Here is a 25,893-nt window from a genome sequence, read left to right on the forward strand (position 1 = left end):
GCCCCCGCCGGGCCGGCGAGGGCTCCCCGCCGGGCCGGTGAGGGGGGCCGCCACCGGCGGCGACGCCCTTCACACGCGGGTGGCCCGTCAGCCCTTGATGCAGATGACCTGCTTGAGCTTGGCGACGACCTCCACCAGGTCCCGCTGCTGCTCCATGACCTGCTCGATCGGCTTGTACGCGGACGGGATCTCGTCCAGAACGCCGGAGTCCTTGCGGCACTCCACGCCCCGCGTCTGCTCCTCCAGGTCCCGCACCGTGAACCGGCGCTTGGCGGCGTTCCGGCTCATCCGGCGACCGGCGCCGTGCGAGGCCGAGTTGAACGCCTTCTCGTTGCCCAGGCCCTTCACGATGTACGAGCTGGTGCCCATCGAGCCGGGGATGATCCCGAACTCGCCGGAACCGGCACGGATGGCCCCCTTACGGGTGACGAGCAGGTCCGCTCCGTCGTACCGCTCCTCCGCGACGTAGTTGTGGTGGCAGGAGATCTCCTGCTCGAAGACCGGCTTGGCCTTCTTGAACTCCTTGCGGACCACGTCCTTGAAGAGCGCCATCATGATCGCGCGGTTGTACTTGGCGTACTCCTGCGCCCAGTAGAGATCGTTCCGGTAGTCGGCCATCTGCGGGGTGTCCGAGATGAAGACGGCCAGGTCCCGGTCGACGAGGCTCTGGTTGTGCGGCAGCTTCTGGGCGATGCCGATGTGGTGCTCGGCGAGTTCCTTGCCGATGTTGCGGGAGCCCGAGTGCAGCATCAGCCACACCGCCCCGTCACTGTCGAGACAGAACTCGATCATGTGATTGCCCGAGCCGAGCGTTCCCATCTGCTTGGTGGCACGTTCCTGACGGAACTTGACCGCTTCCGCGATCCCCCCGAACCGCCCCCAGAAGTCGTCCCACCCCGACGTCGGGAACCCGTGCAGCTTCCCCGGGTCCACCGCGTCGGCGTGCATACCCCGGCCCACCGGAATGGCCTGCTCGATCTTCGAACGCAGCCGTGACAGGTCGCCGGGAAGATCGTTTGCGGTCAGGGACGTCTTCACCGCCGACATCCCACAGCCGATGTCCACCCCGACCGCGGCCGGGCACACCGCGCCCTGCATCGCGATCACCGAACCGACCGTGGCCCCCTTGCCGAAGTGGACGTCCGGCATGACCGCGAGACCCTTGATCCACGGCAGCGTGGACACGTTCCGCAGCTGCTGCATGGCGACGTCCTCGACCGACGCCGGATCCGTCCACATCCGGATGGGAACCTTCGCTCCCGGCACCTCTACGTACGACATAACTCCTCGATTCCCCCGAAAAGACTGAAAGCGCAAAACCGGTGCCAAGGTCGGCGAACACGTCGGCCGACCGGCATCCACAGCAGTGCGTGCGATACACATTGTCTCCATCGGCCGCCTAGCAGCGGCAACCGCTTTTCCGTACCGAAGGGAGCCTGGGACGGTGCGACACAAGGCGTACGTACCCGGTGCCGCGCTCCTCGCAGCGCTCGTCGTCGGCTGTAGCGCCGGCGCCGACAGCGAAGCGAGCGGCGGCGACAGCAAGCCGGGCAGCCCTGCGGTCACCTCCGCGCCCCCCGGCAAGTACCTGACCCTGCCCGCCCCCTGCCGCTCCGTGCCGCGCGGGACGCTCAAGGACCTGCTGCCCGGCGCCGCGGAGCTGCCCGAGAGCCAGCAGGACAAGGTGTTCCGGGGCGTCGCGTCCGTCACGTACGACACCGACCGCAGGGTCGGATGCAGCTGGAAGTCGGACGCGCCAGACGCCACCCGGAGCCTCTCCATCGACCTGGAGCGGGTCGTGTCGTACGACCCCGCGGTCAGCGACGACGACCGCGCCGACACGGTCTACGCGAAGAAGGAGAAGGCCGCCGGCCTGTCCTCCGCGACGCCCGGCCCGGACGCGGAGAAGAGCTCGGCGAAGGGCGAGGAAACAGACAAGGGCAAGGACGAGGACGAGGGCAAGGGGAAGCCGGAGGGCGCGACGGGCTCGTCGGACCCGTCCCCCTCGACAGCCTCCTCCTCGTCCGCCTCCCCCGGCAGCCCCGCCGACGACCTCCGCCCCCGTGTCCTCGACGGCCTCGGAGATGCCGCATTTCTGAACGATCGCCTCACCCGGGCAGGTTCCACCGCGAAACACCGCACCGTGAGCGTGGTGTTCCGCACATCGAACGTGATCGTGACCGTCCGGTACGCCGAGCAGCCCGCCCTCGTCACCAAGGTGCCCGACAGCAGGGAACTCCAGGAGAAGGCCCAGGCACTGGCCCGGAAGCTGGCCGAGAAGCTCAGCGAATAGGCCCCCTCCGACGGGTCCTCCACGGCCGGATTCCGGTCCGAGGGGGACCGGAACCGGGACGCGGGACGGTCGCCGGCCGTCGTACCGTGGCTGTCCGGAAGACGACCCGACGACGATCCGACGCAGACCCGAAGACGGTCCGAGGATGGTCCGAAGACGACCCGACCTGCCCGCCGAGACCTCCGTGCCATCCGAGTGAAGGAACCATGCACCGATCAGCCCCGCGCCTGTCCCGCCTCCTCGCCTGCGCCGCCGTCCCGGTGATGCTCGTAGCCGTCGGCTGCTCGTCGGACTCCGGCTCCGAGTCCGACGGCAAGAAGAACGAGGGCTCCTCGTCGTCCGGCTCCGCCGACACCAAGAAGCCCAGCGCGCCCGCGGTCGAACCGGCGAAGTTCTCCGACCTGCCCGACCCGTGCGCCTCGATCAAGAAGAAGACGATCGAGGACCTGGTGCCCGAGGCGAAGAAGAAGAACGGCACCGCGGGCCGCTCCAACGATCTCTCGATCCGCGGCAACTGCTCCTGGAACGGCCTGGACGACAAGGGTGTCAAGGGCTCTCAGTACCGCTGGCTGGACGTCGGCTTCACCCGCTTCGACTCGGACCAGTCGCTGGGCAGCGGCGCCAAGCGCGCCACCGCCGAGTACGCCAAGCAGATCGCCAAGACGAAGGCCTCCGAGGGCGCCGAGAAGGTCGCCGCCGAGCCTGGCAAGGGCATCGGCGAGGAGGCCAGCGTCATCACGTACGGCCTCAAGCAGACGGACGAGGACTTCGAGTACGCCACCGTCGTCGCCCGCACGGGCAACGTCGTCGTCACCCTGACGTACAACGGCGCTGGGTACGCGGGCGCCAAGACACCCTCCAAGGCCGACATCACCAAGGGCGCGCTGAAGGCGGCGAAGGAGGCCGTCGCCGCGGTCGAGGCCACCGCCGAGTCCACGGCGACGCCTCCCGCGGAGGACAAGGCCGGGGACGACGCCAAGAGCGACGCGAAGGACGACTCCAAGGCCTCGCCCAAGGCGGGCTGAGCACCGACCACGGCATACCCGGCAACGGCCATCCGACCCTTCCGCTGATCACCCTCCCGCAGGAGGGTGCGGCCCTCCTCGCCCTCGGGCCGCTCGGCAACTGGGGCCTTGTCACGCCGCGTTGGCTCCCGTTCATCGGCGGCAGGCCGGTCCGCCCGACGGTCGCGGTCGCGCCCCCCGCTCTCGGCGCCCTGCCCATGACCCTGGTGACGTCCAGTCAGCTGATGATCCGGGACTCGGTCGACCAGGGCACCCTCACGGGGGCCCACCGGGCGTTCATGGGCTGGTGTTGCGTCCCGCTGCTGCTCTGGGGCCCGCTGCCGGCGGCGGTCACCGTCTCCTACCACCTCCGGCGCAGGCAGGGGAGCCGGCGGGACAGTCGCGCCCCTCCCCGCGCAACGAAGCTCGCACACATGTGCCAGGCTGTCCCCTCGCCGGGCATCGGATGCCCGGACGGGAAACAACGCCGGACACAGAAGCCGGGTACAGAGGTCGGGGAGGGGATCGCCGGTGGCCGCCATGCAGCTGACCCGCACGCACCGCATACTCATCGGGGTCGTCGTCGCCGGTGCGGTGGTCATCGCCGCGATCGGTTTCGCGGGCTCCTACGCCGCCGTGCGCGAGCTCGCGGAGGAGAAGGGCTTCGGGTCGTTCTCGCTGGTCTTCCCCATCGGCATCGACGCGGGCATCTGCGTCCTGCTCGCCCTGGACCTCCTGCTGACCTGGATGCGCATCCCGTTCCCGATGCTGCGCCAGACGGCGTGGCTGCTGACGGCCGCGACGATCGCGTTCAACGGCGCCGCCTCCTGGCCCGACCCGCTGGGCACCGCGATGCACGCGGTTATCCCGGTCCTCTTCGTCGTCTCCGTCGAGGCCGCCCGGCACGCGGTGGGCCGGATCGCGGACATCACCGCCGACAAGCACATGGAGGGCGTACGCCTCACCCGCTGGCTGCTCTCCCCCATACCGACGTTCAAGCTGTGGCGGCGGATGAAGCTGTGGGAGCTGCGCAGCTACGAGCAGGTCATCAAGCTCGAACAGGACCGGCTGATCTACCAGGCCCGCCTCCAGGCCCGCTACGGCCGCAACTGGCGGCGCAAGGCCCCCATCGAGTCGATGATGCCGCTGCGCCTGGCGAAGTACGGCGTCCCCCTCGCCGAGACCGCCCCGGCCGGGCTCGCCGCCGCGGGCATCGAACCGGCCCTGCTGCCGCCGATGCCCGTCGGGGCCGACCGCCCGAAGACGGAGCTGAGCAAGCCGGAGCAGAGCCAGGCGGAGCTTCCGTACGAACCGCGCGAGGAGCATGGGCAGGAGCGCGAGGAGCACGGGCCCCAGCAGGAACAGCCCCAGGAGCAGGCCCAGCAGCACCCCCAACAGCCCCACCAGCCGCAGCCGCAGCCCACATCACTCCAGGAGCAGGCGCCCCAGCAGGACCCGGCGGCCCTCCAGGTCCCGCCCACCCACGACAGCCCCTGGTTCGCCGCCCAGAAGCTGCCGGACAACGTCCACGAGAGCGCGTACAACCCGCAGTACGTCGAGGGCCTGGAGCCCGCCCCGGTCCAGATCCCCGCGGGCCCCGGCCGCACCCGGCCCCTCGGGGACGTGGGCACCATCGGCGCGGTCCCGCACCCCCGCCGCGAGGAACTCCCCCAGCCCCCGGCCGCCGGGGCGCCCCAGGCACCCGAGGCGCCCCAGGCCATCGGCCCCGAAGAGGCCCCGCAGCTGGAGGAGTGGTCCCAGGAGGACTCCGAGTACGCCGAGATGGCCTTCGAGGTGTTCACCGCGTACACGGACCAGGAGGGCCAGTACCCGAGCGTGGAGATCCTGGACATCCACCTCTCCGACACGCGCAACGTCCACCACCCCCGCTCGCGGGAGCTGCTCCTGCGCCTGATGCCCGAGTTCAAGCAGGCCTACGTCCCGGCGCGGTCGGCCGCCGACCAGACAGCCTGACCGAACAGCCCGACCAGACAGCCTGACCCGGCCACCGCAGCCGAAAGGGTCGCCACCCGGAACCCCGGGCGGCGACCCTTCACCGTACGTACGGCTATGCGCCCAGCAGCCTCCGTACCCGCTCCGCACCCACCGCGAGCAGCAGCGTGGGCAGCCGCGGCCCCGTGTCGCGGCTGACGAGCAGCCGGTAGAGCAGCGCGAAGAAGGACCGCTGGGCGGCCTTCAGCTCGGGCGTCGGCTTGGCGTCCGGCTCAAGACCGGCCAGCACCTTCGGCACCCCGTAGACCAGCGTGGTGAGGCCGTCCAGCGACCAGTGGGTGTCCAGGCCCTCCAGGAGGAGGCGCAGGGACTCGCGGCCCTGGTCGTCGAGCGATCCCAGGAGCTCCTTGTCGGGCTCGTCGCGGACGATGGTGCGGGCCTCGGCCGGGACCTGGGTGGTGATCCAGTTCTCGGCACGGTCGAGGCGCGGGCGCGCCTCGTCCAGCGAGGTCAGCGGGTTCTCCGGGTCCAGCTCGCTGAGGATGCGCAGCGTCTGGTCCTCGGCGCCGGCCGTGATGTCGGCGACCGAGGCGAGCGTCCGGTACGGCAGCGGGTGCGGGGTGCTGGGAAGCTCCCCGGCCGCCGTGCGGACGGCGCGGGAGTACGCGGCGGCGTCGGCGGGCAGCACCGTGCCGTCGGCGACCTTGCGGCCCAGCGAGTCCCACTCGTCGTACAGCCGCTGGATCTCCTGGTCGAAGGCGATCTTGAACGACTGGTTGGGCTTGCGGCGGGCGTAGAGCCAGCGCAGCAGCGGCGCCTCCATGATCTTCAGCGCGTCGGCCGGGGTGGGCACCCCGCCCTTGCTGGAGGACATCTTGGCCATGCCGGAGATGCCGACGAAGGCGTACATGGGCCCGATGGGCTGGACGCCGTCGAAGACCTCACGGACGATCTGGCCGCCGACGACGAAGGAGGAGCCGGGCGAGGAGTGGTCGACGCCGCTGGGCTCGAAGATCACGCCCTCGTACGCCCAGCGCATCGGCCAGTCGACCTTCCAGACGAGCTTGCCGCGGTTGAACTCGTTGAGCCGGACCGTCTCGGCGAAGCCGCACGCCGAGCAGGTGTAGTTCAGCTCGGTGCTGTCGTCGTCGTAGGAGGTGACGACCGTGAGGTCCTTCTCGCAGTTGCCGCAGTACGGCTTGTACGGGAAGTAGCCCGCGCTGTTTCCGCTGCCGTCGTCCTCGTCGGCGGCGCCGGAGCCCTCGGCGGCCTCCAGCTCGGCCTCGTCGACCTTCTTCTGCTGCTGGGGCTTCTTACCGCCCTTGGCCGCGGAACCGGCCGCCGCCGGGTCCTTCTTCGTCCGGTAGCGGTCGAGGACGGCGTCGATGTCGGCCCGGTGCTTCATCGCGTGCAGGATCTGCTCGCGATAGGTCCCGGCGGTGTACTGCTCCGTCTGGCTGATTCCGTCGTACTCGACGCCCAGCTCGTCCAGGGCGGCCGTCATGGCGGCCTTGAAGTGCTCGGCCCAGTTCGGGTACGCGGAGCCGGCCGGGGCGGGCACCGAGGTCAGCGGCTTGCCGATGTGCTCGGCCCAGGACGCGTCCACGCCCGGAACCCCGTTGGGGACCTTGCGGTAGCGGTCGTAGTCGTCCCAGGAGATCAGGTGGCGCACGGTGTATCCGCGGCGGCGGACCTCGTCGGCGACCAGGTGCGGGGTCATGACCTCGCGGAGGTTGCCGAGGTGGATCGGGCCCGAGGGGGACAGACCGGAGGCGACGACGACCGGTTTGCCAGGCGCACGACGCTCCGATTCGGCGATGACATCGTCCGCGAAGCGGGAGACCCAGTCGGTCTCGGTGCTGGTCTGACTCTCGGCCACGGTCGGCACGTCCTTCTCTCGTCTGTCGTTTCCCGATGGGGTACGGACCATTCTCCCAGTTACCTCCCGCAGCGCGAAAACGGCTTTACGCCCCGTGGGATACTGGGGTGATCCCTTGTACCCCTACGGAAACGGCAGCCAGCCATGGCCTCGGTCCCTTCCCTCGCTTCCACGCTCCAGCAGCAGCTGGCGGACGCCCTGACGGCAGCTCTGCCGGATGCCGGCACCGCGGACCCGCTGCTGCGCCGAAGCGACCGGGCCGACTTCCAGGCCAACGGCATCCTGGCGCTCGCCAAGAAGCTCAAGGGCAACCCGCGCGAGCTGGCGGGCCAGGTCACCGACGCCCTCCCGGCGGGCGGGCTGATCAAGGACATCGAGGTCTCCGGGCCCGGCTTCCTCAACATCACGCTCACCGACAAGGCCATCGTCGAGACGCTGGCCGCCAGGTCGGCGGACGACGGCGGCCGGCTCGGCGTGCCGCTGAGGGCGGAGGCCGGGACGACGGTCATCGACTACGCCCAGCCGAACGTCGCCAAGGAGATGCACGTCGGCCACCTGCGGTCGGCGGTCATCGGTGACGCGATGGTCAGGATCCTGGAGTTCACCGGCGAGGACGTCGTCCGGCGGCACCACATCGGCGACTGGGGCACCCAGTTCGGCATGCTGATCCAGTATCTGATCGAGCACCCGGGCGCCCTGAAGCACGAGGGAGGCGCGAGCGACGGCGAGGCGGCGATGTCGACGCTCAACCGGGTCTACAAGGAGTCGCGGGCCCTGTTCGACTCGGACGAGGAGTTCAAGGCGCGCTCCCGGGACCGGGTGGTGGCCCTCCAGGCCGGGGACCCGCAGACGCTGGAGCTGTGGCAGGGCTTCGTCGACGAGTCGAAGATCTACTTCCACTCGGTCTTCGACAAGCTCGACATGGAGATCCGTGACCCCGACATCGTCGGCGAGTCCGGCTACAACGACATGCTGGAGGAGACCTGCCGCATCCTGGAGGAGACGGGTGTCGCCGTCCGCTCCGAGGGTGCGCTGTGCGTGTTCTTCGACGACGTCAAGGGCCCGGACGGCAACAAGGTCCCGCTCATCGTGAAGAAGACGAACGGCGGCTACGGCTACGCGGCCACCGACCTCTCCGCGATCCGGAACCGGGTGCAGGACCTCAAGGCCGACACCCTGGTGTACGTGGTGGACGCCCGGCAGTCGCTCCACTTCAAGATGGTCTTCGAGACCGCCCGGCGGGCTGGCTGGCTGAACGAGGACGTGCGGGCCGTGCAGCTCGCCTTCGGCACGGTCCTCGGCAAGGACGGCAAGCCGTTCAAGACCCGTGAGGGCGAGACGGTCCGGCTGGAGGACCTCCTCGACGAGGCGGTCGGCCGGGCCACGGCGGTCGTCCGGGAGAAGGCCGAGAAGGTTGGCCTGACCGAGGACGAGATCGTGGAGAACGGCCGGTACGTCGGCATCGGGGCCGTGAAGTACGCGGACCTGTCCACCTCCGCCGTACGGGACTACAAGTTCGACCTGGACCAGATGGTGTCGCTGAACGGCGACACCTCGGTGTACCTCCAGTACGCGTACGCGCGTATCCAGTCGATCCTGCGCAAGGCGGGCGACGCGGTGCCGACCGCCCACCCGGAGCTGGCGCTGGCCCCGGCGGAGCGTGCGCTCGGCCTGCACCTGGACCAGTTCGGCGAGGTGCTGGGCGAGGTCGCGGCGGGCTACGAACCGCACAAGCTGGCCGCGTATCTCTACCAGCTCGCGTCCCACCTGACGACGTTCTACGACCAGTGCCAGGTGCTCAGCCCGGACAACGCCCCCGAGGTCGTCGAGAACCGGCTCTTCCTGGTGGACCTCACCGCCCGGACCCTCCACCAGGGGATGGCACTGCTCGGCATCCGGACGCCCGAGCGGCTCTGACCCCGGAGCGTACGCGCGTGGGCCCCGGCACGGGTGATGTGCCGGGGCCCACGCGCGTGGGGCACGCCCCAGGGGCGGCTGGTTCCACGGCGGCGTCGTAGATCCCCGCCGGTACGGCTCACCCCGGGGTGAAGGGCTCCCACTTCACTTCGTCGTTGCCGTACGTGTACATCGGCCGCCCCCGCATCCCGCTCGTACGGAACGGCTTGCCGTGGTCGTCGATCCGCAGCATCCCCTCACGCCCGCCGCTGCTCCACTTCAGCTCCAGGTACCAGGTGACGTCGTACCCCACGGCCTTCATGTCCAGGTTGAAGACCTCCACGTCCTCGGACGTCACCTTGAACGGGAAAGGCACGGCGGGGATCGTCCGGTCGCCCTGCGTTCCGGGTACGGGGGTCATGATCGGGTGCCGGGTGTCGAGGTCGGACGCGAAGGTCTGGGGCGCGATGCCGCTGCCGCAGCCGTTCCCCATCAGGTACGCCGACCAGGGCAGCGGAGCCTTGCGGGACAGCACCCGCACATACAGCCCCTTCAGGACGACCGCCTCGCGCGTGGTGCCCTGCACGGTCAGCTGAAGCAGCATGTTCCCCGCGTCCACGCCACCGTAGGACTGGGCCCAGCCGCGCCGGTCCTGCGGCGGGGGCGGCGGAGCCAGGCCTTCCGGTCCCCGGTTCAGCAGGTAGAACTGCCCGCAGGGCTCATCCCAGTTGTACGAGGAGATGGTGACGGCCGGGGGCGCACCGAGCCCCGTACCGCCGCTCCTGGGCCGCTCCGCACCGGAACGGGCGGGCGCGCCGGGCTCCACCGGGGGCGCGGCCGACGGACCGCCGGATGACGGGGAGTCGCTCACCGACGGCGAGGCCGGGGAGGCGGGGAAGGAGGAGGCCCCGGGAACCACCGAATCGCCGCCCTCCCTCCCGGCCCGGTCCGAAGCAACCGCACCGCCCTCCGCCCCCGACCCAGCTCCTGACCCGACGAGATCGGCGGCGACGACGGTGGTGGGCACGAGGAGCACGGCGGCCCCGGCGGCGGCGAGCAGCACCCGGGTACGCCGGGAGAGCCGGGCCCACGGGGAGCGACTGCCACCGGGGGCTCCGGCGGGCGAGTCGGTGACGGGGTCGGGAGGCGCGGACGGGGGCACACGCTCGGCCGCAGGCGCGGACTCGGACTCGGGCTCCGGCGCAGGCTTCACCGAAGCCGAAGCCGAAGCCGAATCGGGAGCGGGAACGGGAACGGGAACGGGAGCAGGAGCAGGAACCCCCGCCCCCGTCGGCCGCCGCCGGGCCGCGTCCGCAACGATCCACCGCCGGTGCACCTCCACCAGCTCGTCGCCCGTCGCCCCGCACAGCCGCGCCAACCGCTCGACGGGAGCGTACTCGTTGGGCACGGCGTCACCGTTGCAGTACCGGTGGAGGGTCGACGTACTGACGTGCAGTCTCCCCGCGAGAACCCCGTAGCTGCGTCCCGAACGGCCCTTCAGTTCCTTCAGCAGGGCCGCGAAGTGCTCGGCCTCCGGCGTCGCCACGACGGCGTTCCCCTCCCTGGTCCGTCCCGGAACGGCGTTCCAGGGACGCGAAATTCCCGCAGGTCACCGTACGCGTAGACGTTCCAGCATCCCCAATGGTTCAGCAGGCGTTGCGGCCGGAATCCACTGCCCCACAAGCTCGGACCAGACCACAGCAGCACCGCAGATCAACCGAGTACGGGGAGTACCACCGCCATGCGCACCAACCGCATCCGCGCCACCGCCCTCGCCGCCACCGCCCTCGCGGCCGCTCTCTCGCTCACCGCCTGCGGCGGCGAGGACAAGGCCATGGGAACCAAGGCAGCCGACTCGACCGAGACGGCGGCCCCTGCGACCACGAGCGCCGACGGCGCCGACGGCAAGACACAGCCCGACGCCCCGAAGGCCGGCGCGCCCGACACGCAGACGGTCCCCGCCGGGGGGAAGCACGCGAGCGGCAACGGCGACAGCAACGGCAAGAAGCCGGAGGCCGCGCCGAACGCGAAGGCCCCGGCGTCGATCCCGGCCTGCACGGCCACGAACTCCAAGGTGAAGGTCTCCTCGGTGAGCCGCCCGATCAACCACCTGCTGCTCACGGTGACCAACACCGGCTCCGCCGACTGCGCCGCGTACTACGCACCCTTCCTCCGCTTCGACGACGCGCAGGCCGTGTACCCGGTCTACGAGGACAGCAAGCCGCAGGCGGTCGTCACGCTCTCCCCCGGCGAGAAGGCGTACGCGGGCATCGCGCTCCTCGGAGAGCCCGGTCAGAACGAGCCGGTCAAGAGCGACAACCTCGGCGTCACCATGGTCGACAGGAACAACAAGCCGAAGAACGAGGCCACGGTGAAGCTCCCGGCGGAGACCTACACCGACAGCATGGGCTTCGTCACCTACTGGCAGTCGGACATCGAGACCGCCCTGATGTACTGAACTGAGCGGACGAGGCAGCCAGGGCCAGCGCCTGACGTGCGGTAACTGTGCGCGACCCGTACACATTTGTTGTACGGGTCGCGCGTGCGTGAAGTGGGTTCCGGGGTGGGAGTGGGACCGTATGCACCCCAGAAAGCGACAGCGTAAGAACGCGTCGACGATGAAGCTCGTGGGCAAGCTGCTGGCCCGCTTCCGCAAGGAGGCGGGCCTCACGCAGACCGAACTAGCCCAAGCGGCAGGCGTACAGGAGGACACGATCGCCTCCGTCGAGCAGGGCAGACGCTCCCTCGTCCCGGATCTGGCGGAGACGATCGACGATCTGCTGGACACCAAGGGCGCGCTGTCGACGGCGGTCGACAACATGCCGGAAGTCGACCTGATCCCGCTGTGGGCCGAGCAGTACATCGACATGGAGCATGACGCGCTGGCACTGTCCTGGTACGACAACCAGGTCATCCCGGGCCTGCTCCAGACGAAGGCGTACGCGGAGGCGGTGTTCCGCAACAAGATCCCGGTCTACAGCCCGGAGGAGATCGAGGCGCAGACGGCGACGCGACTGCAACGGCAGCAGATCCTGGACCGAAGGAAACCGCCGACGATCAGCATGGTGATCTGGGAACCGGTCCTGATGATGAAACTGACGTCGGACGAGGACCACCTGGAGCAGCTGCGCCACCTCTACGCGATGGCCCAACTCCCGGGAGTCTGCCTCCAGGTGCTCCCGCTCGACAGCAGGGCCCACGCAGGCCTCAACGGCCCCTTCACCCTCCTGGAAACACCGGACCACCAGCACGCCGCGTACTCCGAAACCCAGCGCGGCAGCAAGCTCATCTCCGACCGGAATGAGATCAGCATCCTGGCCCAGAAATATGCGATGCTGCGAGCCCAGGCGCTCACCCCTCTTGAGACCCTGCGCCTGCTGGCCCGTTTACTGGGAGAGACATGAGCACCGCACTGAACTGGTTCAAGTCGAGCTACAGCGGCGACGAAGGCGGGCAATGCCTCGAAGTCGCGTACGACTGGCGGAAGTCGAGCTACAGCGCCGACGAAGGCGGGGCCTGCGTCGAGATCGCCGCCTACCCCGCCGCCGTCCACGTCCGTGACTCCAAGGACATCGAGGGCCCGACGTTCACGGTCGCGCCCACGGCCTGGTCGGCGTTCGCCGCCTACGCGGCGACCGCCTGACCGCAGCGCCGTACAGCCCGCCGCACGGCCTTACGCCCGGACCGTCTCGTAACGGAGCAGCACGACCCCGTTGCCGAAGGTCCGGGTCTCCAGCAGCCGGAGCCCCTGCCGCTCCTCCGTGTCCCGGAAGAAGGGGCGGCCCCGGCCGAGGATGACCGGATGGATGTAGATCCGGTACTCGTCGACCAGGTCGAACCGCCGGAACGACTCCACCAGGTCCGCCCCGCCGACCACCAGGTCCCCCGAAGCGGCGTCCCGCAGCGAGCGCACCTGCTCGGGGTCGACCTCGTGCAGCAGCGTCGCCCCCGGCCCCACGCTCTCCAGCGTCCGCGAGAAGACGAACTTCGGCATGTCCCGCCAGATGCCCGCGAATTCGGCCATCGGGCCCTCGTTGTCCGGGTCCTGATCGGCGGTCGGCCAGAACTCCTCCATCAGCTCGTAGGTGACGCGCCCCTCCACGAAGCCGCCCATCGTCCGCAGATAGTCGTTGAAGTGCTGGTGCACCTCCTCGTCGACGGTGTGCCAGTCGATGTCCTGGTCGGGCCCTTCGAAGAAGCCGTCGAGGGAGAGCGAGATGGACGTGACGATCCTGTTCACCGGGGGGCTCCTGGACGTTTGTGGACGGTTCCTTCCTTCATGACGAAGGCCACCTTGCCGGTGACCTCGATGTCGGTGAAGGGATCGCCGGGCATGGCGATGATGTCGGCGATCCTGCCGGGCGCGAGTACGCCGAGGTCGTCGAGTCCGAGCAGCTCGGCGGCGACGCTGGTCGCCGCTTTCAGGGCGCGGACAGGGGTGATGCCGGTGGAGACCATGGTGGGGAACTCCCGCCAGTTCTCCGCGTGCGGGAACATCCCGGCGTCGGTACCGAAAGCGATCTTGATGTCGGATGCCGCGACGTGCTCCGCGCCGTCCAGCAGCTCCTTCTGGTGAAGCTGGAACTTGCGGCGCTTGTAGGCGGGCTTCCCCTTCCAGGCCGCGTCGTCGTCGGCCTTGCGGGCGTCGTCGAGAACGGTGAACTGGGTGGGTACGAGGTAGACGCCCTGGTCGGCCATCATCCGCAGGGTCTCGGCGGTGGCGAGGTTTCCGTGCTCGATGCTGCGGACACCGGCCCGCACCGCCCTGCGCACTCCTTCGTCGCCGTAGCAGTGCGGGGTCGCCGGTCGGCCCAGGTCCCGGGCGGTGGCGACGAGGGTGTCCATCTCGTCCTGGGTGTACGTCGTCTGGGTGGGCTCGTCGGAAGGGCTGGAGAACCCTCCGGTGGCACCGAACTTGATCCAGTCGGCGCCGGCCCGGATCTCGGTACGGACCCGGGTCCGGATCTCGTCGCAGCCGTCGGCGGCTGCCAGCTCCGCCAGCCGGGGAGGGCTCTGGTACTGGTCGCCCAGGGTGCTCGAAAAGTCGCCGTGCCCGCCGCGTGCGGAGATCAGGTGAGGGGCCACGAGCATGCGCGGCCCCTCGATCAGCCCCTCGGCGACCGCGTCCCGCAGGTCGAGCGTGTTGTAGGCGGGGTCGGCGCCGGTCAGGTCCCGGACCGTGGTGAACCCGTTGTGCAGCAGCGTACGCAGAATCGGAAGCGTGGCCAGCGCGGTCGCCGTGGCCGAGCGGCCGAAGGCCCCCGTGATGTCCGGGGTGATGGTGACGTGGGTGTGGCAGTCCATGAAGCCGGGGGTCACGGTGTGCCCGGACAGGTCGATCACCTCGGCGCCGTCGGGGGCCGGAATCCCCTCGTCGATCCTCGTGATCCGACCGTCCTCGACCAGGATGTCGCGGACTCCGGCGGGCGCGTCCTTCAGCCCGTCCCACACGGTCGCTCCGGTAAGCAGCGTGGTCATCGCCATCCCTTCAATCGTGAACACGTCGAGAGCACAGGACGGACCGGAAGGCGGCCGAAGCCCCGGGGCCTGAAGACTTCCCGACTCCCCGGCCTCCCGGCCCCCCAGGCGTCGGGTCCCGGTGGTCCGGTCCACCGGCGGCGCCCCGGACCGACGGGCGGCCTGCGGAGGGTCCGACGGGACACCTGCCCGAGCAAGAGCCACCCGGCATACCGGCTCCGGCGGCCGCGTCCGTCGCCGTCCATATCGCCGCCGACACCGACGCACCGATCGGCCCGACACTCGCGGAGGCCGAGCGTCCGGCCGGAGCGAGGCCGTTCCTGCTTCCTGCGGAGGCATCCCTTCCCCGTGGGGAAGCAGCAGCGTCTCCTGTCACTCGTTCGGCCCCGAAGGAGCCGGAGCCGCCTGCCGTCCCGGCCGCGTCCGGGCCGCCAGGTCCGCGTACGAAGGCCCCACCCCGCCACCTCTCCGCCCGTCTCCCCGTGCCCCACCTCCCGTGAAGGGTCGGCGCTCGCTCCTGCCTGTCAGTGCCGCCGCCTACGCTCACCACCATGGCGACGCTCCCGAACCCCCTGCCCTCCCTGGCCTCCTCCGGCCTGGACCTCCCGCCCGGCTCCCTGGTGGACGCCACGCTGGACGGCCCCTGGCACGAGCCGCTGCTCTGGTACGCGGACGGCCCGGCGGCCCCGCGCGACTGGCCGGACCTGCGGGCGGCCGGGCGGCGGCTCGGGCTGCTGCCGGTGCTCGTCACCGGTGGCCGCCGAGACCAGTGGCCCGAGGAGTGGGACCTCTGCCCGGACGGCACGTCGTATCCCGGTGACCACGACGCCGACGAGGTGCTGGCGGACTACTGGACGGAGTACGCGGACGACGAGATGGGCGAAGGCACGGCGGCCGGGGAGGGCGAGGAGCAGTCCGAGGGACCCGGTTCCTGGCCCGGCCTCGCGCCCGTCCCCGCCCGGGAGGCGGCCGAGGACGCGGACACGGCGGCCGCGGGCCTCGCGGGCGTGATCGCCGCCGACGCGGACGAGTGGCTCGGCGGGACCCGGATGGCCCTCGTCCCGGCCCGCCGCAGCGCGGACATACCGGCGGCGATCGGCTGGTCGGGCCCGGTGAACCACGAGAACGACGTGGCCCGGCTCTGCGCGGTGCTCCGCTCCTGGGAGGACCGGTACGACGCCCGGGTCGTGGTGCTCGGCTTCGACACGATGATCGTCTCCGTGGGCCGCCCGCCCACCACCGTCGAGGAGGCCCGCGCGCTGGCCGCCGAGCACTACGCGTTCTGCCCGGACAACATCGACCAGTCCCCGCCCCACGACCTCGACGTCTACGCACAGAAGCAGCTGCTGAACCAGGAAGTGTGGTCGTTCTGGTGGGATTGAGCCAGGCCTGGCCAGAGGAGCGCGCTCACCTGCCGACCGGGAGCTGAGCCCTCGTACTCATGCGGGCGGCGGGCCCCCGGGGGTTGACTCGGCCACATGAGCGAGAACAGCCACGACGGCGGCAGCACCCCGAAGACCGCCCCCGAGCACGCCCCCGCCCCCCGCGCCTGGATCGCCCCGCTGATCTCCACGGTCGTGACCCTGCCGCTGGGGCTGGTCGCCCTGTTCTTCGGCGGGCTCACGCCGATGGCGTGCGACTCCTGCAACGGGGCCGAGGCCGACCGCTTCGACGCCAAGGGCTGTCCCGCGATCCCTGGTGGGTCAGCGCGCGGCGTCAGATGCGGTGCATCGCAAGGCGGAGGGACGTCCGCATACTGGATGTATGCGGGCGTTCCGACAACGCGGCGAGGTGCCGCAGCTGTCGTCGTGCGCCCGCCAGGGATCGCGGGACAGCCCTTGGCTTCACCGTCGCGTGGACCGTGCTCTGGATCGGCCTGCTGGTCGCCCTGATCGTGCTGATCGCGAGCTGGGCCGTCCCGCACCAGGTCCGCTACGCGGCCCGGCGGGTGGGCCTGGCGCTCGCCGCACCCGCCACCGCCGTGGTCACTTTCGTAGCATTCATGGCACTGGTCGACTGGCCCTGACAGAAAGTGTCCACCCCCATGAACGACACGCACTCCCCGACCACGGCAGCGACGGCAGCCGCCGAAGCCGCCGAGCGCCTGATAGCCGAGTTCCGCGCCCTGCCCGCCGACAGCGACCGCAAGCGCGAGATCATCACCGAACTGGATGCCAACGCCCAGGCGTTGCCCTTCCTCGTCTCGGTCGTCGCGGACCCCGGTGAGTACGACCTCGCCCGGGTCGAGAGCGCCACGGTCCTGCGCGTCTGGCCCCCGGCCGACCCGGCCCTGCGCCGCGAAGCGGGCCGCGCCCTGCTCACCGCGCTGCGCGACCCGACCGAGGACCTGGTCCGCCAGTACGCGGCGATGTCGCTGGCCCCCTACACGGCCGACCCGGTCGTCGCCACGGTCCTGGACACCACCGCGCGGGCCGACGAGGACCCCCTCGTGCGGGACAGCGCCCGCTTCTCCATCAAGGAGGCCCACCGGCTCCAGGAAACCGGAGCCGGCAGCAGCCCCTGAGGCCTCAACCCCGGTCCGCGCCCCGCCCCAGCCACCCGGCGACCTCGGTCGCCCAGTAGGTGAGGATCATCTGCGCCCCGGCCCGCCGGATACCGGTCAGGCTCTCCAGGATCGCCTTGTCCCGGTCGATCCAGCCCTTCTCGGCCGCGGCCTCGATCATCGCGTACTCACCGCTGATCTGGTACGCCGCGACCGGCACGTCCACGGCCCCGGCGACCTTGGCGAGGATGTCCAGATACGGTCCGGCGGGCTTCACCATGACCATGTCGGCGCCCTCCTCCAAGTCGAGCGCCAGCTCCCGCAGGGACTCCCGGGCGTTGGCCGGGTCCTGCTGGTAGGTCTTGCGGTCGCCGGTCAGCGAGGAGCCGACGGCCTCGCGGAAGGGGCCGTAGAAGGCGGAGCTGTACTTCGCGGTGTAGGCGAGGATCGACACGTCCTCGTACCCGGTCTGGTCCAGGGCGTCCCGGACCACACCGACCTGACCGTCCATCATCCCGCTGGGGCCCACCACATGGGCCCCGGCGTCCGCCTGCACCTGGGCCATCTCCGCGTACCGCTCCAGGGTCGCGTCGTTGTCCACGCGCCCGTCGGCCGTCAGGACCCCGCAGTGGCCGTGGTCGGTGTACTCGTCCAGGCACAGGTCCGACATGACGACGAGGTCGTCCCCGACCTCCTCGCGCACCGCCCGCAGCCCGAGCTGGAGGATGCCGTCGGGGTCGGTGCCCGCCGTGCCCCGGGCGTCCTTCTTGGCGTCCTCCGGGACCCCGAAGAGCATGATCCCCGAGACCCCGGCCGACACCGCCTCGACGGCTGCCTTCCGCAGGGTGTCCAGGGTGTGCTGGTGCACGCCGGGCATGGCCGAGATGGCGACCGGGGCGTCGATGCCCTCCCGTACGAACGCGGGGAGGATCAGGTTCGCGGGGTCGAGCCGTGTCTCGGCGACCATCCGCCGCATCGCCGGGGTCGTCCGCAGCCGCCGGGGGCGGGAGCCGGGGAAGTTTCCGTACGCAGTCATCCTTCGACGATAGACCCGCACGCAGCACGGTCTTACCGACACCGGTACCGGTAAAGGCCCCGGAAACGGTGGCGGGCCCGGCCGCCGAAGCGACCGGGCCCGCTCACCCTCGTACCACTATCACTACGTCGTCGTCCGGCGCCTGCGCGCACCCGGGCGCCGCTCGCTCGGCCGGGTCACCGGGTCACCGGCCTCCTTCGCCGCGTCCCGGCGCTGCGCGCCGAAGGCCGCGAGCGCCTCGGCGAGCTTGTGCACCGACGGTTCCGGGGAGAGGACGTCGACCCGCAGGCCGTGCTCCTCGGCGGTCTTCGCGGTGGCGGGGCCGATGCACGCGATGACGGTCACGTTGTGCGGCTTGCCCGCGATGCCGACCAGGTTGCGGACGGTCGAGGACGAGGTGAACAGGACCGCGTCGAAGCCGCCGCCCTTGATCGCCTCGCGGGTGTCGGCCGGCGGCGGCGAGGCGCGGACCGTGCGGTACGCGGTGACGTCGTCGACCTCCCAGCCCAGCTCGATGAGCCCGGCCACCAGGGTCTCGGTGGCGATGTCGGCGCGCGGCAGGAACACCCGGTCGATCGGGTCGAAGACCGGGTCGTAGGGCGGCCAGTCCTCCAGCAGCCCGGCGGCGGACTGCTCCCCGGAGGGCACCAGGTCGGGCTTCACGCCGAAGTCGACCAGCGCCGCGGCGGTCTGCTCGCCGACGGCCGCGACCTTGATCCCGGCGAAGGCACGGGCGTCGAGCCCGTACTCCTCGAACTTCTCCCGGACCGCCTTGACGGCGTTGACGCTGGTGAAGGCGATCCACTCGTAGCGCCCGGTGACCAGGCCCTTTACCGCGCGCTCCATCTGCTGGGGTGTACGCGGCGGCTCGACGGCGATCGTCGGGACCTCGTGCGGCACCGCACCATAGGAACGCAGCTGGTCGGAGAGCGACGCGGCCTGCTCCTTCGTACGCGGCACGAGCACCTTCCAGCCGAACAGCTGCTTGGACTCGAACCACGCGAGCTGGTCGCGCTGGGCGACGGAGCTTCGCTCTCCGACCACGGCTATGACCGGCCGGTGGCCCTCCGGAGAGGGCAGCACCTTGGCCTGCTTGAGGACCTGGGCGATCGTCCCGAGGGTCGCCGTCCAGGTGCGCTGGCGGGTGGTGGTGCCCGCGATCGTCACGGTGAGCGGGGTGTCGGGCTTGCGGCCCGCGGAGACCAGCTCACCGGCGGCTGCCGCGACCGAGTCCAGCGTGGTGGAGACGACGGCGGTCGCGTCGCTCGCGCCGACCTCGCTCCAGCACCGGTCGGAGGCGGTACGCGCGTCGACGAAGCGGACGTCCGCGCCCTGCGCGTCGCGCAGCGGCACCCCGGCGTACGCGGGTACGCCGACGGCGTTCGCGACGCCCGGGACGACCTCGAAGGGCACCCCGGCGGCGGCGCAGGCGAGCATCTCCGCACCCGCGTCCCCGTCCAGGCCCGGGTCGCCCGCGACAGCACGGACCACCCGCCTGCCGCCCTTCGCGGCCTCCATGACAAGATTGGCCGCATCCCTGAGAACGGGTACTCCGGCGGCTGTTGACGAGACGTCAACAACCGTCAGCTCAGGCGTGCTTACGCCTGCCCGCGCATGGCCGCGAACGACGTCGAGCACATCGGGCTCGGCGACAAGGACGTCCGCGCTCGCGAGCGCCTCGACGGCGCGCAGGGTCAGCAGTCCCGGGTCGCCGGGACCGGCGCCGAGGAAGGTGACCTGGCCTTGGGCGGACAGGACCGGAAAGTCGGATGCGGCGGGGCCGGTGGGGCTCAAAGTGCTCGCTCCCCCATAAGACCGGCCGCACCCTTGGCAAGCATCTCGGCCGCGAGTTCGCGACCGAGGGCCGCCGCGTCGTCGTGCGACGTGGGGACGGGACCGGTGGTGGACAGCTGTACCAGCGAGGAACCGTCGGTGGTACCGACGACTCCGCGCAGGCGCAGTTCGTTGACAACCTGTCCGTCGACCAGGAGGTCGGCCAGCGCACCCACAGGTGCGGAGCAGCCGGCCTCCAGGGCGGCGAGCAGGGCACGCTCGGCGGTCACGGCGGCCCGGGTGTACGGGTCGTCGAGCTCGGCGAGCGCGGCGGCGAGGTCCGCGTCGGACGCGGCGCACTCGATCGCCAGGGCTCCCTGGCCGGGAGCGGGCAGGACGGTGTCGACCGGCAGGAAGTCGGTCACCTCACCGGTCCGGCCGAGACGGCTGAGCCCGGCGGCGGCGAGAACCACCGCGTCGAGCTTGCCGTCACGCACGAACCCGATCCGCGTGTCGACGTTGCCCCGGATGGGGACGGTCTCGATCCGCAGGCCGTGGGAACGCGCGTACGCGTTGAGCTGCGCCATGCGGCGCGGCGAACCGGTGCCCACGCGGGCGCCGTCGGGCAGCTGCTCGAAGGTCAGCCCGTCCCGTGCGATCAGTGCGTCGCGCGGGTCCTCGCGCTGCGGCACGGCCGCCAGCACGAGGTCGTCGGGCTGGCCGGTCGGCAGGTCCTTGAGCGAGTGGACGGCGAAGTCCACCTCGCCCCGCAGCAGCGCCTCGCGCAGGGCCGCGACGAACACGCCGGTGCCGCCGATCTGCGCCAGGTGCTCGCGGGAGGTGTCCCCGTACGTGGTGATCTCGACGAGCTCGACGGCGCGCCCGGTCACCTCGCGGACGGCCTCGGCGACGAGGCCGGACTGGGCCATGGCCAGCTTGGAACGCCGGGTGCCCAGCCGGAGCGGCGCGGCGTTCCGCGCGCCCGGGGATGAGTTGTCGGTCATGACCGCCCTCTATTCGGGTCGTTCAGGTCTGCCCGGGAGACGGCGGCCACCGTCTGCGGGTCGAGGTCGAAGAGTTCGCGCAGCGCGTCCGCGTACCCGGCGCCGCCGGGTTCGCTGGCGAGCTGCTTGACCCGCACGGTGGGCGCGTGCAGGAGTTTGTCGACGACGCGGCGCACGGTCTGGGTGATCTCGGCGCGCTGCTTCTCGTCCAGGTCGGGGAGGCGGCCGTCCAGCCGGGCGATCTCGCCGGCGACCACGTCGGCGGCCATGGTGCGCAGGGCGACCACGGTCGGGGCGACATGAGCGGCGCGCTGGGCGGCGCCGAAGGCGGCCACCTCGTCGGCGACGATCGTGCGGACCCGGTCCACGTCGGCTGCCATCGGGGCGTCGGCGGACGCCTCGGCGAGCGACTCGATGTCGACGAGGCGCACCCCGTCGATGCGGTGGGCGGCGCCGTCGATGTCGCGCGGCATGGCGAGGTCGAGCAGGGCGAGCTTCACCGGGCCGGTGGACTGCGCGGGCAGCGCGACGCGGCGCGGGGCGGCCCCGCCGTCCGGTGCGGAGGTGGCGGAACCGTTCTCCACCCAAGCGGCGTGCTGGTCGACGTCGGCCGGGGCCGGAGCCGGGACGGCGGCGGACTCCGGCGTACCGGCCGGGGCGTCCAGGGTCACGCCGAGGGCGTCCGCGAGGGCGTCGGCGGTGAGTACGAGGCCGGTGGCGCCGGTGCAGGAGACGACGATGTCTGCACGTGTCAGTTCGTCGCCGACCGCGGACATCTCGACCGCGTGGGCGCGCACCGCGGTGCCCTCGCCCTGGTGGAGGATCTCCACCAGCCGGTCGGCGCGGGCGCGGGTCCGGTTGGCGACGACGATCTCGGCGACGCCGGTCCGGGCGAGGGTGGCGGCGGCCAGCGAGGACATCGAGCCCGCGCCGATGACCAGGGCGCGCTTGCCCCGGACCCAGAGGGCGGGGTCGGCCCCGGCGGCCAGCTGCTGGAGCCCGAAGGTGACGAGCGACTGCCCGGCCCGGTCGATCCCGGTCTCGCTGTGGGCGCGCTTGCCGACCCGCAGGGCCTGCTGGAAGAGGTCGTTCAGCAGCCGTCCGGCGGTGTGCAGCTCCTGGCCGCGTGCGAGCGCGTCCTTGATCTGGCCGAGGATCTGGCCCTCGCCGACGACCATGGAGTCGAGGCCGCAGGCCACCGAGAAGAGGTGGTGGACGGCCCGGTCCTCGTAGTGCACATAGAGATACGGAGTGAGCTCCTCCAGGCCGACGCCGCTGTGCTGGGCGAGCAGGGTGGACAGCTCGGCGACGCCCGCGTGGAACTTGTCGACGTCCGCGTACAGCTCGATGCGGTTGCAGGTGGCCAGCACGGCGGCCTCGGTCGCGGGTTCCGCGGCGAGGGTGTCCTGGAGCAGCTTGGCCTGGGTGTCGGCAGCGAGGGACGCCCGCTCCAGTACGGAGACGGGGGCGCTGCGGTGGCTCAGTCCGACGACGAGGAGGCTCATGCCGGCATCACGGCGGGCATGTCCCCGTCGGGTCCCTTCCGGCTGGCGGGCGTGGCGCGCATCGGGGGCGCGCCCTCGTCCTCGGCGGCGGAGTCCTCGCCGGCCTTGCGCTGCTCGTGGAAGGCCAGGATCTGGAGCTCGATGGAGAGGTCGACCTTGCGCACGTCGACGCCCTCGGGCACCGAGAGCACGGTGGGCGCGAAGTTCAGGATGGAGGTGACCCCGGCGGCCACGAGCCGGTCGCAGACCTGCTGGGCGGCGCCGGGCGGGGTGGTGATCACGCCGATGGACACACCGTTGTCGCTGATGATCCGGTCCAGGTCGTCCGTGTGCTGGACGGGGATGCCCGCGACCGGCGTACCGGCCATGGCGGGGTCGGCGTCGATCAGCGCCGCGACCCGGAAACCGCGGGAGGCGAAGCCGCCGTAGTTGGCGAGGGCCGCGCCGAGGTTGCCGATGCCGACGATGGCGACCGGCCAGTCCTGGGTGAGCCCGAGCTCGCGCGAGATCTGGTAGACGAGATACTCGACGTCGTACCCGACACCACGGGTGCCGTAGGACCCCAGGTAGCTGAAGTCCTTGCGCAGCTTCGCCGAGTTGACCCCGGCCGCCGTGGCCAGCTCCTCGGAGGAGACCGTGGGGACCGATCGCTCGGAAAGCGCGGTCAGGGCGCGCAGATACAGCGGAAGTCGGGCGACGGTGGCCTCGGGAATTCCTCGGCTACGGGTCGCCGGTCGGTGAGTTCGGCCAGTTGCCACGGTGCTCCTGCGGGATGAGCGGGGCTGCAGGCGGCCGTATGTCCCAAGACCGCCCCGTCGAATGCAGGCTATGTCTTTGTGAACGCGTGCACAAAGATGGTGTCCGTTTTGTCTGGTCAAAGTGACCGGGGTCACGCACATTCCCCGCGCGATCCCGGAACCAAGGACCGCATCAACCCGTTGCAGCCTCGAAGGGGGCAAAGCGGTACACACTCCTCACATCCACTCCCCCGAGACCACTCAAAACGCCCACGATGTTAACCGGGTTTCGCGTCCGCACCCAGCGCCTTGCGCAGTCTGGCCGGGTCCACGCGCCAGAACGTGTGCTGTTCGTCATCGATCAGCACCACCGGAATCTGCTCCCAGTACGCCTTGTACAGCTCCTCGTCCTCGGTGATGTCCTTCTCCACCCACGTCGCACCGGTCTCCTCGCAGACCGCGCCGACCACCTCCCGTGCGTCCTCGCACAGATGACAGCCGGGCTTCCCGATCAACGTGACCACCCGGTCGGCGGGCTTCTTCTTCGTACGGCGCAGCAGAGGACTCATGCCTACATTCTGCGCCCGCCCGCCCCCGCGGCGGACCGCCCGGAATCGCCCGATTCACCATTCCGACCCGCAGCGTTCACACCCCTGCATCGCGGCAGGTCCGGCAGGTGCGGGCGGACTGGCTATGCTCGCGGCATGGCCGCTCTTGGATGGCTCACCCCCCGTAGGCGTTCCGCGACTGCACGGAGCGTCCTGGCCGGCGAGGCCGCGGCGGAGGCCGCGCGCAAGACCTCGGCCGACGAGGACGCCGCCCTCCTGACCAGGACCCCCGAAGAGGCGCCCGAGGAGCCCGCGTTCCCGGTCGCCGGGGACGACCGCGCCGCCGCCTTCTTCGACCTCGACAACACCGTCATGCAGGGCGCCGCGATCTTCCACTTCGGCCGCGGCCTGTACAAGCGGAAGTTCTTCGAGCGCCGCGAGCTCACCCGGTTCGCCTGGCAGCAGGCGTGGTTCCGGCTGGCCGGCGTCGAGGACCCGGAGCACATGCAGGACGCCCGCGACAGCGCCCTGTCCATCGTCAAGGGCCACCGCGTCTCCGAGCTGATGTCCATCGGCGAGGAGATCTACGACGAGTACATGGCCGACCGCATCTGGCCCGGCACCCGCGCCCTGGCCCAGGCCCACCTGGACGCCGGGCAGAAGGTCTGGCTGGTCACCGCCGCCCCCGTGGAGACCGCCACCATCATCGCCCGCCGCCTCGGCCTCACCGGCGCGCTCGGCACCGTCGCCGAGTCGGTCGACGGCGTCTACACCGGCCGCCTGGTCGGCGAACCGCTCCACGGCCCCGCCAAGGCCGAGGCAGTCCGCGCCCTGGCCGCCGCCGAGGGCCTGGACCTGGAGCGCTGTGCCGCCTACAGCGACTCGCACAACGACATCCCGATGCTCTCGCTGGTCGGCCACCCCTACGCGATCAACCCGGACACCAAGCTCCGCAAGTACGCCCGCGCCCGCGACTGGCGGCTGCGCGACTACCGCACCGGCCGCAAGGCGGCCAAGGTCGGCATCCCGGCCGCCGCCGGGGTCGGCGCGCTCGCGGGCGGCACGGCCGCGGCCGTCGCCCTGCACCGCCGCCGCCGCTGACCCCGCACCCACGCCCGTACGCCCCGCGCCCCGTGCCTCCGGTCGCATCCGGTCACGGGGCGCAGCCACGCCCGGAGCCGTACGGCCAATCGTGAGCGGCCGCCCCGCCGGGCCCAGCGCCCCCTCCGGCCAGTCGGATTACCGACGCCCGACCACAACCCGTCGCCCCCAGAGACAGATCGCGAAGTAATCCGATCAATAAACGGTCACCATGTGCTACTTGTTCCGTCACTTAGCGATAACAGAAGCGACGGAAGCGATGATTTAGACAACTGGGTGTAGCACGGCCTGCACGAAGCGTTATTCTCCTCAGACGCATCACGGAGACCGCCACCCGCTACGACGGGTGACGTTTTTCGAACTGCTCGTGATGGAAGCTCTGCCTCTGGGAGTCCCGTGTACCCACACGTCGGGGTTGACGCCTCGGGCCTGGCTACGCTGCGTGCATCGGTCATTGACCGCTTGCGCGGCTTCGTCCCCACCGCGTACGCCGTCCCCGCATTTGCCACCCCTGCACCTGCCGGCCCTTGTTACGCCATGGCCGAACGCAGTGCGGCGGTCGGAAGACGCAGCACCCGCGCCGCCTCGACCACGGCGGCCGTCCGTCGTCCCACCGCCGACAGCGACAGCGCGCGCATGATGGATCTCGTCGAGCGCGCACAGGCCGGTGAGGCGGACGCCTTCGGCCGCCTGTACGACCAGTACAGCGACACGGTGTACCGGTACATCTACTACCGCGTGGGCGGCAAGGCGACCGCGGAGGACCTCACCAGCGAGACCTTCCTCCGCGCGCTGCGCCGCATCTCCACGTTCACCTGGCAGGGCCGCGACTTCGGTGCCTGGCTGGTCACGATCGCCCGCAATCTGGTCGCCGACCACTTCAAATCCAGTCGTTTCCGACTGGAAGTGACCACCGGCGAGATGCTCGACGCCAACGAGGTGGCGCGCAGCCCCGAGGACTCCGTCCTGGAGTCCCTCTCCAACGCCGCACTGCTCCAGGCCGTGCGACGCCTCAACCCCCAGCAGCAGGAGTGCGTCACCCTGCGGTTCCTCCAGGGCCTCTCGGTCGCCGAGACCGCCCGGGTGATGGGAAAGAACGAGGGCGCGATCAAGACCCTCCAGTACCGCGCGGTGCGGACCCTGGCCCGGCTCCTGCCGGACGACGCCCGCTGACCTGACCGAC

22 protein-coding genes and 2 pseudogenes are annotated in these 25,893 nt (G+C 71.0%); 13 read left to right on the forward strand and 11 right to left on the reverse strand.

Annotation, left to right across the window (positions count from 1 at the left end; genetic code table 11):
- Nucleotides 1–87: 87 nt before the first annotated feature.
- Nucleotides 88–1,281, reverse strand: a complete 1,194-nt coding sequence (locus RI138_RS13000; RefSeq protein WP_311120044.1) for an RtcB family protein — start codon at nt 1,279–1,281, stop codon at nt 88–90.
- Between the two features lie 163 nt (nt 1,282–1,444).
- Between RI138_RS13000 and RI138_RS13005 the strand changes: the two genes are divergently transcribed.
- The 3 genes from RI138_RS13005 to RI138_RS13015 all read left to right on the forward strand — a co-directional run bounded on the left by RI138_RS13005 (nt 1,445) and on the right by RI138_RS13015 (nt 5,271).
- On the forward strand, nt 1,445–2,293 hold the full coding sequence (locus tag RI138_RS13005; RefSeq protein WP_311120045.1) for a DUF3558 domain-containing protein: 849 nt from the start codon (nt 1,445–1,447) through the stop codon (nt 2,291–2,293).
- 206 nt (nt 2,294–2,499) lie between these two features.
- Nucleotides 2,500–3,318 carry a DUF3558 domain-containing protein gene (locus RI138_RS13010; RefSeq protein WP_311120046.1) on the forward strand — a complete coding sequence of 273 codons (819 nt, stop codon included), beginning with the start codon at nt 2,500–2,502 and terminating at the stop codon, nt 3,316–3,318.
- A 510-nt stretch (nt 3,319–3,828) separates the two neighbouring features.
- Entirely contained in the window at nt 3,829–5,271 is a 1,443-nt protein-coding gene (locus RI138_RS13015; RefSeq protein WP_311120047.1) for a DUF2637 domain-containing protein, read from the forward strand.
- Nucleotides 5,272–5,365: 94 nt separating this feature from the next.
- On the opposite strand, the gene lysS is transcribed toward RI138_RS13015, so the two are convergent.
- Nucleotides 5,366–7,138: a lysine--tRNA ligase gene (lysS, locus tag RI138_RS13020; RefSeq protein ID WP_311120048.1), complete on the reverse strand. Its 1,773-nt coding sequence runs from the start codon at nt 7,136–7,138 to the stop codon at nt 5,366–5,368.
- A 135-nt stretch (nt 7,139–7,273) separates the two neighbouring features.
- Between lysS and argS the strand changes: the two genes are divergently transcribed.
- Nucleotides 7,274–9,046: an arginine--tRNA ligase gene (gene argS, locus RI138_RS13025; protein WP_311120049.1), complete on the forward strand. Its 1,773-nt coding sequence runs from the start codon at nt 7,274–7,276 to the stop codon at nt 9,044–9,046.
- A 118-nt stretch (nt 9,047–9,164) separates the two neighbouring features.
- Here argS and RI138_RS13030 read toward each other — a convergent pair whose 3' ends face one another.
- Nucleotides 9,165–10,571 (reverse strand): helix-turn-helix domain-containing protein, encoded by a 1,407-nt coding sequence (locus RI138_RS13030; RefSeq protein ID WP_311120050.1) that lies wholly within the window; start codon nt 10,569–10,571, stop codon nt 9,165–9,167.
- A gap of 195 nt (nt 10,572–10,766) precedes the next feature.
- On the opposite strand from RI138_RS13030, the gene RI138_RS13035 reads away from it, so the two are divergent.
- The 3 genes from RI138_RS13035 (at nt 10,767) to RI138_RS13045 (ending at nt 12,668) form a co-directional block, all read left to right on the forward strand.
- Nucleotides 10,767–11,483, forward strand: coding sequence for a DUF4232 domain-containing protein (locus RI138_RS13035; protein ID WP_311120051.1), 717 nt, complete (start codon nt 10,767–10,769; stop codon nt 11,481–11,483).
- A 160-nt stretch (nt 11,484–11,643) separates the two neighbouring features.
- Nucleotides 11,644–12,429, forward strand: coding sequence for a helix-turn-helix domain-containing protein (locus RI138_RS13040; protein WP_311122884.1), 786 nt, complete (start codon nt 11,644–11,646; stop codon nt 12,427–12,429).
- A complete protein-coding gene (locus RI138_RS13045; protein WP_311120052.1) occupies nt 12,426–12,668 on the forward strand; it encodes a DUF397 domain-containing protein in 243 nt (80 codons plus the stop codon). The genes RI138_RS13040 and RI138_RS13045 overlap by 4 nt, the downstream gene beginning before the upstream one ends.
- A gap of 30 nt (nt 12,669–12,698) precedes the next feature.
- On the opposite strand, the gene RI138_RS13050 is transcribed toward RI138_RS13045, so the two are convergent.
- Entirely contained in the window at nt 12,699–13,265 is a 567-nt protein-coding gene (locus RI138_RS13050; RefSeq protein WP_311120053.1) for a dihydrofolate reductase family protein, read from the reverse strand.
- Nucleotides 13,262–14,503: a metal-dependent hydrolase family protein gene (locus tag RI138_RS13055; RefSeq protein WP_311120054.1), complete on the reverse strand. Its 1,242-nt coding sequence runs from the start codon at nt 14,501–14,503 to the stop codon at nt 13,262–13,264. The genes RI138_RS13050 and RI138_RS13055 overlap by 4 nt, the downstream gene beginning before the upstream one ends.
- A 551-nt stretch (nt 14,504–15,054) precedes the next feature.
- Between RI138_RS13055 and RI138_RS13060 the strand changes: the two genes are divergently transcribed.
- The 4 genes and pseudogenes from RI138_RS13060 to RI138_RS13075 all read left to right on the forward strand — a co-directional run bounded on the left by RI138_RS13060 (nt 15,055) and on the right by RI138_RS13075 (nt 17,027).
- On the forward strand, nt 15,055–15,885 hold the full coding sequence (locus RI138_RS13060) for a DUF4253 domain-containing protein (RefSeq protein WP_311120055.1): 831 nt from the start codon (nt 15,055–15,057) through the stop codon (nt 15,883–15,885).
- Between the two features lie 96 nt (nt 15,886–15,981).
- A pseudogene (locus RI138_RS32545) lies at nt 15,982–16,182 on the forward strand (hypothetical protein); the annotation flags it as partial.
- 161 nt (nt 16,183–16,343) lie between these two features.
- Nucleotides 16,344–16,529: pseudogene (locus RI138_RS13070) on the forward strand (hypothetical protein); the annotation flags it as partial.
- An 18-nt stretch (nt 16,530–16,547) separates the two neighbouring features.
- Nucleotides 16,548–17,027, forward strand: a complete 480-nt coding sequence (locus RI138_RS13075) for a hypothetical protein (protein ID WP_096631509.1) — start codon at nt 16,548–16,550, stop codon at nt 17,025–17,027.
- Nucleotides 17,028–17,031: 4 nt separating this feature from the next.
- Here RI138_RS13075 and hemB read toward each other — a convergent pair whose 3' ends face one another.
- From hemB to RI138_RS13105, 6 genes are all read right to left on the reverse strand, one after another.
- A complete protein-coding gene (gene hemB, locus RI138_RS13080; protein ID WP_096631508.1) occupies nt 17,032–18,042 on the reverse strand; it encodes a porphobilinogen synthase in 1,011 nt (336 codons plus the stop codon).
- Between the two features lie 123 nt (nt 18,043–18,165).
- Nucleotides 18,166–19,836: a bifunctional uroporphyrinogen-III C-methyltransferase/uroporphyrinogen-III synthase gene (locus RI138_RS13085; RefSeq protein WP_311120056.1), complete on the reverse strand. Its 1,671-nt coding sequence runs from the start codon at nt 19,834–19,836 to the stop codon at nt 18,166–18,168.
- Nucleotides 19,833–20,819, reverse strand: a complete 987-nt coding sequence (gene hemC / locus RI138_RS13090; protein ID WP_096631505.1) for a hydroxymethylbilane synthase — start codon at nt 20,817–20,819, stop codon at nt 19,833–19,835. The genes RI138_RS13085 and hemC overlap by 4 nt, the downstream gene beginning before the upstream one ends.
- Nucleotides 20,816–22,324 carry a glutamyl-tRNA reductase gene (locus RI138_RS13095; RefSeq protein WP_311120057.1) on the reverse strand — a complete coding sequence of 503 codons (1,509 nt, stop codon included), beginning with the start codon at nt 22,322–22,324 and terminating at the stop codon, nt 20,816–20,818. The genes hemC and RI138_RS13095 overlap by 4 nt, the downstream gene beginning before the upstream one ends.
- On the reverse strand, nt 22,321–23,082 hold the full coding sequence (locus RI138_RS13100) for a redox-sensing transcriptional repressor Rex (protein WP_096631502.1): 762 nt from the start codon (nt 23,080–23,082) through the stop codon (nt 22,321–22,323). Before RI138_RS13100 ends, RI138_RS13095 begins: the two co-directional genes overlap by 4 nt.
- A 257-nt stretch (nt 23,083–23,339) precedes the next feature.
- Nucleotides 23,340–23,630, reverse strand: a complete 291-nt coding sequence (locus tag RI138_RS13105; RefSeq protein WP_311120058.1) for a glutaredoxin family protein — start codon at nt 23,628–23,630, stop codon at nt 23,340–23,342.
- A 135-nt stretch (nt 23,631–23,765) separates the two neighbouring features.
- On the opposite strand from RI138_RS13105, the gene RI138_RS13110 reads away from it, so the two are divergent.
- Both RI138_RS13110 and RI138_RS13115 read left to right on the forward strand, forming a co-directional pair.
- Nucleotides 23,766–24,710, forward strand: coding sequence for an HAD family hydrolase (locus RI138_RS13110; RefSeq protein ID WP_311120059.1), 945 nt, complete (start codon nt 23,766–23,768; stop codon nt 24,708–24,710).
- A 396-nt stretch (nt 24,711–25,106) separates the two neighbouring features.
- Nucleotides 25,107–25,883 carry an ECF subfamily RNA polymerase sigma factor, BldN family gene (locus tag RI138_RS13115; protein WP_311120060.1) on the forward strand — a complete coding sequence of 259 codons (777 nt, stop codon included), beginning with the start codon at nt 25,107–25,109 and terminating at the stop codon, nt 25,881–25,883.
- Nucleotides 25,884–25,893 lie beyond the last annotated feature (10 nt).

This window comes from Streptomyces durocortorensis, assembly GCF_031760065.1.
GTDB lineage: Bacteria > Actinomycetota > Actinomycetes > Streptomycetales > Streptomycetaceae > Streptomyces.

Bases quoted from the DNA above. Each gene is read 5' to 3' on its own strand.
- hemC (WP_096631505.1), bottom strand. From the start codon at position 20,819: ATGACCGACAACTCATCCCCGGGCGCGCGGAACGCCGCGCCGCTCCGG.
- RI138_RS13060 (WP_311120055.1), top strand. From the start codon at position 15,055: ATGGCGACGCTCCCGAACCCCCTGCCCTCCCTGGCCTCCTCCGGCCTG.
- RI138_RS13010 (WP_311120046.1), top strand. From the start codon at position 2,500: ATGCACCGATCAGCCCCGCGCCTGTCCCGCCTCCTCGCCTGCGCCGCC.
- RI138_RS13000 (WP_311120044.1), bottom strand. From the start codon at position 1,281: ATGTCGTACGTAGAGGTGCCGGGAGCGAAGGTTCCCATCCGGATGTGG.
- RI138_RS13075 (WP_096631509.1), top strand. From the start codon at position 16,548: ATGAACGACACGCACTCCCCGACCACGGCAGCGACGGCAGCCGCCGAA.
- RI138_RS13055 (WP_311120054.1), bottom strand. From the start codon at position 14,503: ATGACCACGCTGCTTACCGGAGCGACCGTGTGGGACGGGCTGAAGGAC.
- hemB (WP_096631508.1), bottom strand. From the start codon at position 18,042: ATGACTGCGTACGGAAACTTCCCCGGCTCCCGCCCCCGGCGGCTGCGG.
- RI138_RS13040 (WP_311122884.1), top strand. From the start codon at position 11,644: ATGAAGCTCGTGGGCAAGCTGCTGGCCCGCTTCCGCAAGGAGGCGGGC.
- RI138_RS13105 (WP_311120058.1), bottom strand. From the start codon at position 23,630: ATGAGTCCTCTGCTGCGCCGTACGAAGAAGAAGCCCGCCGACCGGGTG.
- RI138_RS13110 (WP_311120059.1), top strand. From the start codon at position 23,766: ATGGCCGCTCTTGGATGGCTCACCCCCCGTAGGCGTTCCGCGACTGCA.
- RI138_RS13035 (WP_311120051.1), top strand. From the start codon at position 10,767: ATGCGCACCAACCGCATCCGCGCCACCGCCCTCGCCGCCACCGCCCTC.
- RI138_RS13045 (WP_311120052.1), top strand. From the start codon at position 12,426: ATGAGCACCGCACTGAACTGGTTCAAGTCGAGCTACAGCGGCGACGAA.
- argS (WP_311120049.1), top strand. From the start codon at position 7,274: ATGGCCTCGGTCCCTTCCCTCGCTTCCACGCTCCAGCAGCAGCTGGCG.
- RI138_RS13095 (WP_311120057.1), bottom strand. From the start codon at position 22,324: ATGAGCCTCCTCGTCGTCGGACTGAGCCACCGCAGCGCCCCCGTCTCC.